The 16242-nt window shown below is 42.7% G+C and carries 11 protein-coding genes; 4 read left to right on the plus strand and 7 right to left on the minus strand.

Translation table 11 applies throughout. From position 1 onward, the window contains the following. Positions 1 to 301: 301 nt before the first annotated feature. Positions 302 to 1618 carry a rhamnogalacturonan acetylesterase gene (locus GGD38_RS20195; RefSeq protein WP_375302203.1) on the minus strand — a complete coding sequence of 439 codons (1317 nt, stop codon included), beginning with the start codon at positions 1616 to 1618 and terminating at the stop codon, positions 302 to 304. Positions 1619 to 1746: 128 nt separating this feature from the next. After that, positions 1747 to 3093 (minus strand): glycoside hydrolase family 105 protein, encoded by a 1347-nt coding sequence (locus tag GGD38_RS20200; protein ID WP_375302204.1) that lies wholly within the window; start codon positions 3091 to 3093, stop codon positions 1747 to 1749. 171 nt (positions 3094 to 3264) lie between these two features. Between GGD38_RS20200 and GGD38_RS20205 the strand changes: the two genes are divergently transcribed. After that, on the plus strand, positions 3265 to 4305 hold the full coding sequence (locus GGD38_RS20205) for a redoxin family protein (RefSeq protein ID WP_375302205.1): 1041 nt from the start codon (positions 3265 to 3267) through the stop codon (positions 4303 to 4305). Between the two features lie 173 nt (positions 4306 to 4478). Here GGD38_RS20205 and GGD38_RS20210 read toward each other — a convergent pair whose 3' ends face one another. The 5 genes from GGD38_RS20210 to rhaT all read right to left on the minus strand — a co-directional run bounded on the left by GGD38_RS20210 (position 4479) and on the right by rhaT (position 11108). Next, positions 4479 to 5870, minus strand: coding sequence for an FGGY-family carbohydrate kinase (locus tag GGD38_RS20210; RefSeq protein WP_375302206.1), 1392 nt, complete (start codon positions 5868 to 5870; stop codon positions 4479 to 4481). Between the two features lie 128 nt (positions 5871 to 5998). After that, entirely contained in the window at positions 5999 to 7273 is a 1275-nt protein-coding gene (locus GGD38_RS20215) for a TIM barrel protein (RefSeq protein ID WP_375302207.1), read from the minus strand. A gap of 167 nt (positions 7274 to 7440) precedes the next feature. Next, positions 7441 to 7755, minus strand: a complete 315-nt coding sequence (gene rhaM / locus GGD38_RS20220; RefSeq protein WP_375302208.1) for an L-rhamnose mutarotase — start codon at positions 7753 to 7755, stop codon at positions 7441 to 7443. A 110-nt stretch (positions 7756 to 7865) separates the two neighbouring features. Continuing rightward, positions 7866 to 9989 (minus strand): bifunctional aldolase/short-chain dehydrogenase, encoded by a 2124-nt coding sequence (locus GGD38_RS20225; RefSeq protein WP_375302209.1) that lies wholly within the window; start codon positions 9987 to 9989, stop codon positions 7866 to 7868. Between the two features lie 30 nt (positions 9990 to 10019). Then, positions 10020 to 11108 (minus strand): L-rhamnose/proton symporter RhaT, encoded by a 1089-nt coding sequence (gene rhaT / locus GGD38_RS20230; protein ID WP_375302210.1) that lies wholly within the window; start codon positions 11106 to 11108, stop codon positions 10020 to 10022. Positions 11109 to 11288: 180 nt separating this feature from the next. On the opposite strand from rhaT, the gene GGD38_RS20235 reads away from it, so the two are divergent. The 3 genes from GGD38_RS20235 to GGD38_RS20245 all read left to right on the plus strand — a co-directional run bounded on the left by GGD38_RS20235 (position 11289) and on the right by GGD38_RS20245 (position 16201). After that, the gene (locus GGD38_RS20235; RefSeq protein WP_375302211.1) at positions 11289 to 12320 is read left to right on the plus strand and encodes a GntR family transcriptional regulator; all 1032 of its coding nucleotides are present in this window, start codon (positions 11289 to 11291) and stop codon (positions 12318 to 12320) included. Positions 12321 to 12732: 412 nt separating this feature from the next. Continuing rightward, a complete protein-coding gene (locus tag GGD38_RS20240) occupies positions 12733 to 13356 on the plus strand; it encodes an RNA polymerase sigma-70 factor (RefSeq protein WP_375302212.1) in 624 nt (207 codons plus the stop codon). A 1618-nt stretch (positions 13357 to 14974) separates the two neighbouring features. Further along, positions 14975 to 16201 (plus strand): FecR family protein, encoded by a 1227-nt coding sequence (locus GGD38_RS20245; RefSeq protein ID WP_375302213.1) that lies wholly within the window; start codon positions 14975 to 14977, stop codon positions 16199 to 16201. Positions 16202 to 16242 lie beyond the last annotated feature (41 nt).

Here is a 16242-nt window from a genome sequence, read left to right on the forward strand (position 1 = left end):
TAATATCAATGGATTGTTATTGTGAACGGGCCAAAGTAATAAAGAAATCGTGAAACGGCAAACGTGAAAAGTGAAAGGGTTCGCCAAACTTTAGAGCTCATATTCAGTTTTCAGCCACCTTATTTACGGTTAATTTGTTTACCACCTTCTGTACTACTATCATCGCCTGTTGTGTCACTCACTTGTACGTTCAGAACGCTATTCAGCTGCAAGCCGTAAGCTATAAGCTGCAAGCAAATACAAAACGCGTCACCATTGAACTGTATTTACTTTTTAATTTCTAATTCTTCATTTCTAATTTCTAATTTCCATCTGGTTTTGTACTTCCAACAAATCCACTCATTGGCCAATAGAACTTTTCAAATGCAACAGGATCGTATAACGCATCGGGGTCCAGGGCTGTTGCCAGCGAAATATCTGAACTCATAATTGCGTTTGCCACACATTTCGCCAACTCATAAGCGCCAAAAGTGCTGAAATGCGTATTATCTGCCAGGGCCTTATCCTGCCCCGGAAAAGTATTAGCGGGAAAATGTACAAATGCTTTGATGCTTTTTTCGGGGCCCCAGGCTTCGTATAATGTTTTGCTCATGGCGTTGAGATCGATGAGAGGCACTATTTCTTCAACAGCCGTTTGCCGCATGGCCTCGGGATAATCGCCCAGGGTATTAACAATATGACCTGTTGAATCGAAGTTGCGGCGGTGCATCGATGTTACCAATACAGGCTGCATGCCTTTTTTACGCGCTTCTTTGATCCATTCTTTTATGGTTTGTTTATAGGTGGTGAAGGCATCGAGGTGATTGCCACCAGGCTTCTGATCATTATGGGTGAACTCAATGAACAAAAAGTCGCCCCGCTTTGCCAGACTTAATATTTTTTCCAACCGGCGTTCGCCTTTAAATGCCCTCATGGTTTCACCCGATTCGGCATAATTGGCAACGGCTATACCTGGTTGAAAAAAGCGTGGTATCATTTGTCCCCATGCAGCCCAGGGCTCGCGGCTTTGATCAACTACCGTTGAATTGCCGGCCAGAAATAGGGTGGTTGCTTTTGCATTCGGTGTTATTTCAACTGCACAAACTTTAGGCAGTGAATCGTTGAACTCCAACGTAAGCAGGTTGTCCCAATGCAGGTATTCATTTTCACGGGTTTTCAGCTTTACATGGCCGATCACATTCTTTTTCGCGTCCCGTATCAGGCTGTCTTTTACATGTATTGTAAAGGTCTTTGTAACCTGTTTGCCTTTGGGGGTAATAACATTCTCCAGCATCAGCCGGCGGCATTCGGCCCGAACGGTGGTGGCAGAAGTTCCTTTTGTATCGCCCAGTATTAAGTGAACATCATAATTACCATCGGGCAACTTTACCGAAAAATAAAATGGCTTTTTGCCGGTAATGTAATCACCAGTAAGGGCATCACTGCCATTGTCGATGGCCTGTACTTCGGAACCTAAATCGAACCCATAACCGGTTTCATTACTGAATTTTGTGTTAGGCGTTACCGCCGTATATCCTTTGGCTGTTCGTTGGGTACCGAAATCGAATTTCCAGCTTGATTGAGATTGACCCGTTAATATAGCTATGCTTAATAATGAAGTGAGACCGAGTACTTTCATGCAACCGTTCTTAGTTTTTAGTTCTTAGTTTTTAGTTTTCACTTCGACATTGGATATTCAACATTCGATGTTCGACATTGTATTCCCTTTCTCATTCCTCATTTTTCATTTCTAATTTTTCATTCCCTTTAGGGAGTATAATATTGTAAGGAACTGTCGTTTATTTTAAAAGGTCTATTCTTGACAAGTCGTAACATCTCTGCCCCTGCTAACAATACCGGTCCGTAGCCATGCGCTGCATATACGTTCACCGGGCGATAGTAATAAAACGCCGGATCGAATGCCATACCGGTTCCCACACAAACACCTTCAACCTGCCCTGTTGCATTTACTTTTGTGGTTACAGCATTCCAGGCAAGCATGGCCATGGGTGCATAGGCTTTTGCATCGAGCCAGCCTTTGTTACAGGCATGTGCAATACAATAAGCATAAATAGCGGTAGCTGATGTTTCTAAATACGAATCGCTGCGGTTCAGCAACTGGTGCCAAAAACCCGAGCCCGACTGCATTGCAGCCAATCCCTTTGCATGCGCCTGTAATTGTTGCAGCACAAATGCACGGCCGGCGTGGTTCTCAGGCAACACATCTAACAATTCGCACATGGTCATAATAGCCCAGCCATTGGCGCGGCCCCAGTAAAACATCGGATGCGGGTTCATATCCTGTACCCAGCCATGCATGTACAATCCTTTTTCTTTATCGAACATGCGTTGGGTAAATTGTTTTACCTGTTTTACTGCATCATCGAAATAAGCAGTGTTACCGGTAAGCTTACCCATTTGCGCCAGCGCCGGAACACCCATATACAGATCATCTAACCAGATGGTATTTTTCTGCGGACGGTTGCGTGCCAGCGTACCATCGGGCAAACGAAATTCTTTTTTACTTATAAAGTTGATGTAATTATCAATTAACGGACGCAGGTCATTATTCAAACCACTGCGTGTTGCTTTTATCATGGCAGCGCAAACAGCGCCGGCATCATCGAGCGCATGTGGTTCTATAGGCTGGCGAAAAATATAATTACCCTTTAATGATCCGTCGGCCACTTTCTTTTTTATGGCCGGCACCCATTTGGCAATAAACGACAGGCGTTGTTTTACATAATCGCTGTAGCGGGTATCGCCACTGGTTTCGGCCGCCAGCAACATACCACTGTAGGTTACGCCCCATTCGTAAGCCGTGAGGCGAAAATCGCCGGGTTTTATAGTATATGAAGTATCGAATTTCGAAGCATCGCTCACCTCCTGCCCTGTTTGTTTGTTGATCATTTGCGCCGGAGTAACCGCATCGAGGTAGGTATATACTTTATCTAAAACTTTTTTGATCTCTGCTTCACTCATGGGCTCGTAGGGCACAGGGTAATCTACTTTTAAAGCGTGGAGTGGCGCGGTAACATCGGTGCCAGGTTTTCCCTGCGAAAAGGCTGTCGCTGATGCCAACGACGCCAATAATGTAATGGTAATTTTATTCATATGGCTTGCTGAGTATTAACTTATGAACTTATAAACTAATACAGTTTTTACAATCCTGTGCTATCCTGAAAAATGCATTCAATTTTAAGAAAACTATAGCGAATAGGGCTGGCAGTATTGCTTATATTTAACTGCAAACAGCTACGATCCTAATTCCCTTAAACGCAAGCCATGAAATTACCTTATTTTATTCTTTTACTAAACCTGTTATTCGTCAGGGTACAGGCACAAAATAATGCCATCGAAATTTCGGGCACCATCGCCGGTACGTACAATAGTAGGATGTATATTTTTTTTGATGGTGAAATCAAAGAAAAGATCAGCACCCCAATTACAGATGGTAAATTCCACTTTACAATCAACCGGCAAGGCCCCGTGCTGGCAAGGCTGCACCTCGATCAGAAATCATTACTATGGGATGTATATATAGAAGGCGCCAACATGGAGATAGCCTGCACCAATGAAATGAAGATCGATAAAGACACGTTCAATATGTTTTTTGTTACTGCTGTAAAAGGCAGCCGAACGGAAGAACTGAAACGCAATTTTGAATCGTGGCTCGACAAACTGAAAAAGTCGGGGCAGGATGAAAAAGCGGTAAATGAACAATATTACCAGCAATTGCTGGCAGTTGTGCAAAATAACCCGGGTAGTAAGGTAAGCCCTTACCTCATTGGCAAAGCCACCAGCCTGCCGATTGAAAAGCTGGAGACATTAACTAAGCTGGTATCACCCGCGCTCGCCGGTACTTTTGAAGTAAAGCAGGCCGAAAAACTACTTACAAGGCGCCGTTATCAGCAGGAGCATATTGTAATTGGCGACGCCTTTAAGAACTTTGCATTGGTTGATAAAGAAAGCCATACCGTTAATCTTGAACAATACAAGGGCAGGTACCTGTACATTGTTTTATGGGGCTCGCACTGCGCGCCTTGCATTAAAGAACAACCGAATATAAAAGCCCTGTTCGGTAATAAGGATGTTGAAATATTAAGCATTTCAACCGATCGTGATTTATCAAAATGGATCACTACATTAAGTGGCAAAGACCTGCCCTGGCCGCAGGCGCTCGATAAAAATGATGCCATTATGAGCTATTATGGCATCGAGGCAATCCCCTGTCATATTTTGTTAGATAAAGACGGGAAGATATTTAAGTGGGATTTGCAGTTGGAACGATTGGAGAATATGATGGCGGGAAAAGAGTTGAATTAACGGAGAGTTGATAAGGTGATAAAGTTGATAGAGGAAGAAACTGGTAAGTTGACAAGTTAACAGGTTGACAAGGAAATGGCGGGCTACCCGATAAATATCGAAGGGCCCGCCATTTTTGTCTTTTGTATTTTCCTTTATTAACTCTATAAACTCTATCAACTTTTCAACCCGCACTAGCGGCTTTCAACCAACGTATACGATTTAAGTTCAATCAAATCAGAAGAAGGGCTCGTTCTGTTCCATGAAGAATGCACCGCCAGCGCAGCGCCCATAGCCGAGGCCTGGGCCATTGAAGCGGCATACACTTCATTTTTCGGAAATGCATTTGCCAGCAGGTTCATATATAACGGGTTCTTGCTGAAACCGCCATCTACAAAGATCTTTTTAACCGGACTGTTATGCAACACCAGGTTAAGCGAAGCTACCTGTTGCGTCATAAGATCGGCCATAAACTGATGGTAAGCGGCTTCGTAAGAAGCAAAGCTATTAAGGTCGCGGGCGCCAAAAGCAGAGCCCTGTACCATGGCCGATTTACCAGCTGAAGGGTCGGCAGCAACATTTGCTGTTTGGGCCAGGTTAGGTAACAGGTCGGCATTGAACTTTACATTCTTATAATAATCGAGGGCCACATTAAAGTGAGCAGCCAGTCGTTTTGTTTGTTGTTCGTGTTCATAACCGGCAAACAGGCGAGATGCCTTAATGGGTTTGCCGCGATACTCCATATAACACAAACAATCCTGCTGTAACTCTTCGTATGTTAATCTTGTTTGGTTGAATGGGTTCAGGCTAATACACCAGGTACCTGTTGAGATCAATACAAACGGTTCGGTAAAGTGAAACAGGTATGGGATCAGCGCTGCTGAACTATCGTGCAGGCCTACACCGGTGAGCAGGGCCTGTCCCTGAAACTGTGAGGGCATCAATTGGTCACTGGGGAAAATAGCCGCCAGCTTTTCATTGATGGCTTCGCGGTAGATCCATTCGTGATAATGGTTCTGTGGGAAGTTCCACAAACCGGTATGACAGCCTATGCTGGTAATATCCGAATAAGCACGCCCTGTTACCAGGTAGCTCATGTATTGCGGTAAATGCAACGAATAATGTATTTGATCGAACAACCCGGGGTTCTTGTACTTCAGGCGGTATAACTGCATACCTGAGTTAAGGTTACCAAGCACGGGTGATGCGGTGTGAATGGAGAAAGAAATTTCACCGCCATATTTTTTATAGAAGCCTTCCTGTAAGTCGGCCGGGTATGGTTTCAGGTAGTTGTATAACGGAGTGACAGCCTTTCCTTCTTTATCAATATGAACAAAACTGGCGCCATAGGTACTGAAGTTAAGGGCCTTTACCTGGTATTTGTTTTCACTAAACACCTGTTGTAAACAGGCATGCACCCACTGGGTAAGCGCGGCAAGGTCTTCACAGGCATCACCATCTTCATCGGTCACTTCGGCAAACTGCTCGCTTTTCTCCAGCACAATATTGTACTGCTCATCAAAGAGGAATAATTTTTTATTGGTTTTACCAATGTCGAATATTGCTATAACAGAAGTTCTACTCATTAGGAGACAATTTCACACACTTGTTCGTTCGAAATTCTTTTAAACAGTTACAGGTTACATGTTGCAGGTTTCAAGGGGCCTTTTAACTGACTTCCCTGATACCTGCAACCTGTAACCTGCAACGGCTTTTATAATCCTGTAGCTACAGTCTTTTGACCGCGCTCTTTAATTAAATTCTCTCTTACTTTCAGCTGGCGGTACAATTGCAATGGTTGCAATGCAGCACCGGCACGTAAACGGGCTTCTGCTACCAACGGACGTACATCGGTACGGTAAGCCTGTTGAAGAATTTCCTGTGCTTTGGCCACATCACTGGCATCCTGTGCTGCCTGTAATGCTTTTGTATCAACCAGCAACGCCTGTGCGTAAGCGATCTTAATAGCTTCTATTGACTGCAACAGATCTTCCAGCGGATCTTTTACATTGTGCGATGCATCGATCATCCAGCCCAGGTCGGTAGCGTGTTGCATGCTACGGGCATCCATACCTTCAACCAGTTCATTAAAGATGAGGAACAACTGATAAGGGTTGATGCTGCCTACAGTAAGGTCATCATCACCATATTTTGAATCGTTGAAGTGGAAACCGCCCAGCTTGCCTTCGCTCAGTAACAGGGCTACAATTTGCTCAATGTTGGCATTAGGCAAATGGTGGCCAAGGTCAACCAGCGTATAAGCTTTGGGACCCAGTTTGCTGGCGTACAGCAATGATTGACCCCAGTCGCCAACGGTCATTGAGTAGAAGTTAGGCTCAAAGGCTTTGTACTCAACAAACATTTTAAAGTTATCGGGCAACGCTGCATAAATTTCCTGCAGGCTTTCCAGCGTACGTTGAAATGCCTTGCGGAAGTTCAACTGGCCGGGGAAGCAGCTACCATCACTCAACCATACGGTGATAGAATCTGAACCCAGTTCTATCCCATGTTTTATTACTTCAATATTATGATCAACAGCTTGTTTGCGGGTGGCTTTGTCAACGTGCTGCAGGGAACCGAATTTGTAGCTGAGCTTTTGATCGGGTTGGTCCTGGAACGTGTTTGAGTTAACGGCATCGAAACGTAAGCCATGTTGTGCAGCCAGCGCTTTAATGGCTTTGGCATCCTGAGGAATATCCCAGGGAATGTGCAGGGAAATAGCGCCACCGCTTTTGTTCAGCGAGTGCAGCAAACCTACGTCTTCGATCTTTTCTTCGAGGGTGCGGGGTTCGCCACCACCTGAGAAACGGCCAAAACGGGTTCCACCTGTACCCAATGCCCAGCTGGGAATGGCAATTTGAAAATCAACTAATTTTTTCAGAATACCGTCTAAACCATTAACGCCTTCAGCGGCGAAATCGAAACGACGTTTATGTTCTTTAAGGACACTATTATTGAACTCGTCTATTTTATATTTCTCGATCTGCATATGCAATCGTATTTAGAGATGATTATTAAAGCTTGAAACATTTGTACATCAAAGATACTTATGAGGGTAATTTCTGATTTTGAGATTGCGAGATTTTGAGATTTCTTTTGAGTTCATCCTCGCGGCAAATCTCAAAATCCCGAAATCAGAAATCTCGAAATTTCTTATTACGGAAGATAAAACACCTCCTTTAACGGCACACTTACAGGCGAATTATCAGCATTACTCTCCATTATATCTTTCATGTACGCCCACCACTTCTGCATAACGGGGTGTGCAGGTAAGTTATCCAGCGCAGCCGGATCGGTTACATTCAGTACCCCGAAAAGATTGTTGGTGGTTTCATCCAAAAAGATCGAATATTCGCTTATGCCGGTTGCATGCAACAACTCTTTTAATTCGGGCCATAATTCATCGTGACGTTTTCTGTATTCGGCTTCCTGGCCCTTGAAGAGCTGCATTTTAATTCCAATACGTGGCATAAGCAATGTTATATTTTACAATCGTTATTGAATGAAACAAGACCTGTCAGGTGTATTTAGGCATCCTGATCGCTCAAGACACAATGGTACACCTTACAGGTCTTTAAAAATTATCTTACGAAAGCGGTAGCTACACCACCATCAACGTTAATAACGTTTCCGGTAGACTTATTAAGCAAACCACCCGTTACCGCAAAACATGCATTGGCAATGTCTTCAGGTAATATGATCTCATTGAGCAAAGTGCGTTTGGCATAGTAAGCAGGTAATTCTTCTACTTTAACGCCATAGGCTTTGGCACGGCCTTCGGCCCATGCACCTTCCCAAATTTTACTGTCGCTGATAACCGCATCGGGGTTAACCACGTTCACACGAATGTGATCTTTACCCAATTCAGCTGCATTCAAACGGCTCAGGTGTAACTGGGCTGCTTTTGCAGAACCGTAACCAGCGTTGTTAGGACCGCTCATAAGGGCGTTTTTGCTCACGATGTTGATCACATCGCCGCCGATAGCCTGTTTGCGCATTACCTCAACACCAGCCTGGGTAATAAAGAACTGACCTTTAACCAGTACATCATACAGAATGTCCCAGTCTTTTTCGGTATGCTCTTCAATTGGTTTTGAAATTGACAATCCGGCGCAGTTTACAACGATATCCAAACCACCGAATGCCAGGGCTGCTACATCGCAGGCGCCTTTGATATCGCTGGCTTTGGTAACATCCAGTACCGCAGCGGCAAATACGTCTTTTCCGTATTGTTTACCGAACTCTTCTTTTGCACTTTCGAGGCGGGTAGCATCGTTATCGTTGATAATAACGCAAGCACCTTCATCGGCGAATTTTTTAGCGATAGCTTTACCAATACCACCAGCGCTACCGGTTACCAGTGCAATACGGCCACTTAAAGCTTTTGGCTTAGGCATACGTTGCAACTTTGCTTCTTCCAGCAACCAGTATTCGATATTAAAAGCCTCCTGACGGGGCAGTGAAGTATATTCTGAAATAGCTTCTGCACCACGCATTACGTTAATGGCGTTGATGTAGAACTCAGCAGCTACACGTGCTGTTTGTTTGTCTTTTGAGAAAGTGAACATACCTACACCAGGGAACAGGATAACCACCGGGTTAGGATCGCGCATAGCCGGGCTGTTAGGATGTTTGCAGGTATTGTAATAATCTGCATACATAGCGCGGTACGCTTCGAACTGAGGTGTCAGTTTCTCTTTTATTTTGCTTACATCGCTCAGGTCTTCGTTAGGTGCAAGGTTCAACACCAGCGGGCTGATCTTTGTACGTAAGAAGTGGTCGGGACAGCTGGTACCCATGGGCCCCAGTTTCTCGAGGTCTTTTGAGTTGATGAAGTTCAATACTCTTTCATCATCGGTAAAGTGGCCCACCATTTTCTGGTAGCTGCTGCAGAAACCACGTAATACAGGCGCCAGGGCGGCAGCTTGTGAAGTACGTTGTTCTTTAGGCAGTGAGGTAACTTTAGCGCCACCGAAAACAGCTTTTTGTTTGCTTACTTTTTCCTCAATGTATTCAGCGCAACGCTCAATTACTTCCAGGGTGTTGATATAGCTTTCGTAAGCTGTATCGCCCCAGGTGAACAAACCGTGTGAACCAAGCATGATACCACGGATGCCGGGGTTTTCTTCAAGGCATTTTGCCAGTTTCAGACCAAGGTCGAAACCAGGACGTTGCCATTCAACCCAACCTATTGTTCCGTTGAATAATTCCTGTGTGATCTTTTTACCATCCTTTGCAGCAGCAATAGCGATGGCTGCATCGGGATGCAGGTGATCGATGTGCTTGAAAGGAAGGAAACCATGCAAAGGTGTATCGATAGATGGTGCTTTTGAAGCCAGATCAAAAATGCAATGGTTGAACAGCTCCACCATTTCATCTTCATGCTCAATACCACGATAAACGTTTTTAAGGCTACGTAAACGCTCAACATATAAAGCAGCCAAACCGCTTTTCTTCATGGTGCCCAGGTCGCCGCCTGAACCTTTGATCCACATCACTTCGGTTTCTTTACCGGTCAAAGGATCTTTAGCAATGGCTTTACATGATGTATTGCCACCACCGTAATTTGTGAGGCGCAGATCGGCGCCCAGCAAATTACTCCGGTAAATTAACAATGCTACTTCGTCGCCTTGCAGGGCAGCCGCTTTGGCATCGTCCCACAAATAGCTTACATGTTTGAACTTTACTGCACTTGTTGCTGACATAGTCTGATCTTTAATTGTTTCTTTTATATGTTACTTCAGCGAGTTACCATATCCGACTAACAGTACGGAAACAATAATGGTAAGAATGCCTATAATAACTGTTGTTTTAGTTTTCTTGCTTACACCTGCCCATTCTTTCAATATCAATCCCCATGCATTGGCGGTTAAAATAATGAAGGCCATATGCAGGATCCAGCTGCTGGGACCGTTGCCCAATTTGCTTTCACCCATTCCATAGAAAAAGAATTGCAGGAACCAGGTTGTACCAGCCAGTGCGGCAAAAATGTAATTGCTCAGCAGCGGCGTTTTCTTATTGGTATAATCGCCAAACGTCTTGTTACGGGCGTTCAGGATCATACACCAGATAAAGTTTGTTGTTAAACCGCCCCATAAGATCACCACGTAGGTGACGTTATTCATATAAAGGAAGTTACCTTGACCGGGGTTGGCATTCTGCCATAATTTATTGGCTACTTCAGCCATTGGTTTACCGGCTTCTAACCCAAAATTGAAACAAGCGCTCAGTACACCTGATATAATGGAAACCGCCAAACCCAAACCGAATTTGTATTCTGTTTTTACAACTGCGCCATGCGGATCGGTTCCACCCTTTGCCAGTTCCTTTTCTTTTCTTGTACCCGCTTTACCGCAAATAACAATACCGGCCACACAAACCGCCAAACCCAATAAAACGGTAAGCCCCCAGTTGGTGCCTATCAGTGCGCTGAAAGTGTCTTTGCCTTCAGCGGGGAAGAGGTCGTAATATATAGATGGGATAAGGGAGCCGAAAACCATACAAAGCCCCAGGATAATGCTGCTTCCCAGCGAAACACCCAGGTAACGAACACCAAGGCCATAGGTTAAACCTCCAATTCCCCACAGTATTCCAAACAAGAACGTATAGCCAATTACAGAACCACCAGTTTCACTTATTATTTGTGAAAAGTTGGGGATGGTAAGCCAGGCGGCTAATGGCGGAACTATTAACCAGCTAAAAAGTCCACCTACGATCCAATAACTTTCCCAGGCCCAACCCTTTACTTTTTTGTAGGGTATATAAAAACTACCAGACGCGAAACCTCCTAAAAAATGGAATATAACTCCAAGAATAGCATTCATTTGTAAGCAATTTTTTCTATATGGCCAGCCTATGCCGGATTAAAAAGGTGAAAGTAGAAGATACCGATTATTAGTCCATCATGCCCCATCATGGTCTTTTTTATTTAAACCTGCTTAATATTTAATGCTTTAACTAATTTTGACAACGATTTTTAACGGCCATACCACCACCAGGTCAACATGAAAAAAGATAGCATATTTCAACATTTATTCATCGACTACTACTCGGCTACGCCTAAGTATTTGCAGCTTGCCAATTCTATTATTAAAGCCATTGGCGAAGGGAAGATACTTAAAGACGAGCTGCTGCCTTCGATAAACGAACTGAGCTTTGAATTTGAGATCTCACGCGATACAGCCGAAAAAGGATACAAACACCTGAAGAAGATCGGCATCCTGGGGTCGGTGCCCGGCAAAGGATATTTTGTAAAGGATACCGAAGTTGGCCAGCACTTAAAGATCTTTCTGCTCTTTAATAAACTAAGCCCACACAAAAAGATCATGTACGATGCTTTTGTGGCTTCCCTGGGCGAAATGGCCTCGGTTGATTTTTATATTTATAACAACGACTTTGCCTTTTTTAAACGGCTTATTCAAAATAAAAAGAACGATTACACGCACTACGTTATCGTTCCGCATTTTCTCGATGGCGGCGAAAACGCCGTGGAGGTCATAAACACCCTGCCTAAAGAAAAGCTTATCCTGATGGATAAACTGGTTCCCGGTGTGGAAGGTAAATACGGCGCTGTTTATGAAAATTTTGAAAAAGATATTTACGATGCGCTGGAACAGTCGCTGGAATCGCTGAGTAAATACCATACCATCAAGATCATTTTCCCTGAGTATACTTATCACCCGGTTGAAATCCTAAAAGGCTTTTACCGGTTCTGCCAGCAATATGCATTTAACTATAAGGTGGTGCACGATATAGCCAACGAACCTATTAAGGAAGGCGAAGTGTTCATAAACCTTATGGAAAACGACCTGGTAATACTGATTGAAAAAATACTGGCCACCAAACTGAAGGTGGGTAAACATGTGGGCGTTATTTCGTACAATGAAACACCGCTGAAAAAGATCATCCTGAATGGTATTACCACTATTAGCACCGACTTTCAAATGATGGGCGAAAAAACCGCCCAGCTGATACTGGAGCAGTCAACCGAACATATTGAAATACCATTCTACCTTACACAGCGTGCATCACTATAACGAACAAACTAATTAACTGCCATAAATAAGAAATGGGTGAACGGCCTTCCCTCACCTGTATTTTTTACGCAAACAGCGTAACATTGTACTGTTTGGTTTTGGTACACTGATCTTACTCTATTCTACCCCAAATAGCTGACCAAGCTCATGCAATATTGATTTTGCCTGATGGTCATTATAATTCTTGCAGCAATTACTTACATTGTCAAATGCAGCGTTCCCGTGAAAATCACCCTAATCCATACTTGATTTTGATAATTTGTTTTAAGATTGTAATCTTGTATTGCGACATTACCTGAATCAACAAATAAAGCATGCCATATTCGTAACCCTAATACGTTTATAATTTACCGTAACTCATTGTAAATTAAATACACATTTGTATTAAGGTTAGCAAAAAACACTCTTCCTAATGCGTTCACTTCCGCTGGACAATGATATTATAGTTTCACTCAAAAATGGAGATCCTGAAGCTTTACAAACTTTGTTAAAGCATTATTATAGTGCGTTGTGCCTGTTTGCCGAGCGGTTAGTTGGCAACAGTGCTGCTGCAGAAGATATTGTTGGTGAATCGTTTGTAAAACTATGGAAGAAGAGGACCGACTTCGAGAACCACCAGAACTTAAAAGCCTTTATGTACATTACGATACGGAATGCGTGTTTGAATTATATAAAACAGGCCAAGCGCGATTCACTTAGCAAAAAACAACATGCTTATTTAACAGGCGAAAAAGAAGAGTTTGTTTTGAATGAAATGATCAGGGCCGAAGTATTGAAAGAGATCATGGATGCAATCAATAATTTGCCCGAACAATGTCGTAAAGTGCTAAAGCTTGGTTACCTCGAAGGAAAGAAGAACCAGGAAATAGCCGCCGAGCTCAATATATCTGTTCATACCGTTAAAAATCAGAAAGCCCGGGGTATTCAATTATTAAAAATAAGGCTTCGCGACCGCGATCTAATGACTTTCCTCATCTTATGCTCTTTCTTACAGGCTACTTCAGACAGTTGTAAGAGCCTGACATTACCTGCTTAAACACCATTTTTATTGGCCAAAAGCCTCCTTTCAGTAGGTGTAAATACCCATTTACCCACTTTTATTAAAAAAACTTTCATTTAGACTAGTAACAAAAGCCATTAAAGTTGTTTTAATACTAAACTGGTTAATAATTCGGCCGTGCGGGATAAAAAGTTCTTTACTTATATATGTTTAATGAGATCGTTTGATAAAGTATAGCCATCTAAAACACTTTAGCGATTTTATTAAAAAATATTTAAGAACAAACAGCAAATGTTGTACGCTATCAATGCTGTAAAAGTATTATTAAGTGTTAGGGGTTATTTACTCGATTGAGGTACCAACCTGGGTGTGGAATATAAGTGAAGTATCGGGCATGTATATGTGAATGGAAAAGATGCAGCCCACACTAACAGTTTCGTATTAACCCTGAACTATAAATGAACAATTAGCCTTTAAAAGGCCTTTTTTGTCCGCCCGATTTCTCATCTGTACTTCTTGTTCTTTCAGCCAGACGAGAAGACGGAATGTCGAGCGGGAATCTCATGTGACTGTTTGGTTGGGTCACTACAAGGGAGTGTTTCTACTCTCCCTTTTCTTTTTAAAACTAAGAACATCTCTATAAAGAATTATCACCCTTAATCCCTGCTTCGTCAGGTTGCAACGCGAACCTCCATCCTTCAAATGCGCAAACATACACTTAGTGCATTTAGCAACTCATCTAAAGGCTCCTCATTAGTAAGCATTCCAAAGGTTTTATCTGATTAGTTTCTGAATTATTTGTTATGTCTATTCATACCGGCATTGTTATGCCTGTTGTGAGTATGTAAATAATACTATTCCTAAATACTTAGGTAGTTTTTTTCTCATTCGCATTCCTCATGTGCATCAATTATCCCTCTTCCCGGTACAGAAGAGGCGCAGGAATCCCCCACGGCCGGGTAGTCTTACCCGGCTTTCCTTTTTTCACCCCAGTTCACCCCAGCCCCTAAAGGGGAGCAGGCCACTCTTGTGAGTAAATACATATTATGATTTAATGATTACCGGATGTAGGATTGTTTCGCAATGAAACCCGAAACTTCTAAACCTATGTACTGTGTACTACGAACTATAAACTATGAACTATGAACTTACATGCCGGCATCAGTTCATTATATACTAATTCATATTAACAAAAATCATCGTCGACTTGATTAGAATCATATCCTTTCATGTTTTTGACATTTTATTTAGGTCAATCGTTATCATCAACTGTTTTTAATATATAGGGGCACAGTTAAAGAACAAGGATAAAAACTAACCTTTGAAATAATTCATGCAAAACTTCTTTTCGACCTTCTGAACAAATTATAATTATCCTTGATGTTAAAAAATTTTTAATACAAACCCATTAAACGCTGGCTAAACCATTAGCATTCCTACCCGATCCTTAAATATTTTCACTTAAATCTGTCCATTTATTAAAGATTTATCCAAATCTTTTAGTACAATTCATATCAAATGTTGTTTTTACAATAATATCAGTTCACAACATCAAAATTGCTGTACGAATTTGATGACACAGGCAAGGTTTAATACACATAGTTAAGAGTGATCTGCCAGCCCTGTTATCAAAATCAGTTTCAAACTTTTTCTTATGAACGAACAACAAATAGAAAAAATATCGCACATAGCCTCGCTCATCGTTGGGGATATGCAGGATAGCCTCACCACCGACGAACGGCAGGAACTGAACGCCTGGTTACAGGAAAATGGCGATAACTATCTGTTATATGAAGAGCTGATGGACCAGGAAAAGCTTGGCACCGATCTTAAAGAATTAAACAAATACGATCCTTCGCGGGCTTATGAACGACTAACGCAAAAGATCTTTCCTGAACAAACTACCGGTAAACGGGTTTACTTCAAAATATGGTGGTATACAGCCGCTGCACTACTTCTCTTAGTAGCCGGCGGCATTGCTTATTTTGCTCTAAACAAACCTGCGAAGTCCATTATACCCCAATCATCCATTATTGCTCAAAAGAAAGCACCAGGTACAACACCCGACACAAAAAAGGCAGTACTTATATTGGCCGATGGTTCATCCATTCCCCTCAATGAAATAGCTAATGGCGATATAGCTTACCAGGGCCAGGTGATCATTCATAAAAATCAAAACGGTCAGTTGGAATACAAACCATCTGGCGCTTCTGTAAACATTGCAGGTTCCAATACTTTACGTACACCACGTGGCGGCGAATACCAGGTTGTGCTGGAAGATGGCACCAGAATTTGGCTTAACTCCGCTTCTACCCTTCAATTCCCCGTTCAATTTAATACCAATGAACGCCGGGTTATATTAACCGGTGAGGCCTATTTTGAAGTGGCCAAAGCCATCGATCCCAAAACAAACAACAAAAAATCATTTATAGTATCGGTGGATAATATGGAAGTACAGGCCATTGGTACGGCTTTCAATATTTCGGCATACAAAGAAGATAACCGTTCGCAAACCACCGTGGTAGAAGGATTGGTTAAGGTAAGCCGGCATAATAAATTCAGCATGTTGAAGCCAGGCAAAAAACTCGTTGCTGCCGACACGTCATTTACCATTGAAGATGCGGATGTAAAACAGGAAACTGCCTGGAAGAACGGCGAATTTGTATTCCGAAATACCTCGCTCAAAATGGTTATGAACGAACTGGCCCGCTGGTACGATATGGATGTTCAATACGCACCAGGTGTGCCTTCTTTACATTTTAGTGGAGAAGTACAACGGGAATCGGAAGTGACAAAAGTGTTGGAAATGCTTGAATACACTGGTGGGGTAAAATTTACTATAAACAATCGTATCATTACAGTGCATCCGGGTAAAAAGTAATAAGCCCGTATTCATATTGCGCATGTATATTTGTAGCTTAC

It is taken from the genome of Niastella sp. OAS944, assembly GCA_024809215.1.
GTDB lineage: Bacteria > Bacteroidota > Bacteroidia > Chitinophagales > Chitinophagaceae > Niastella.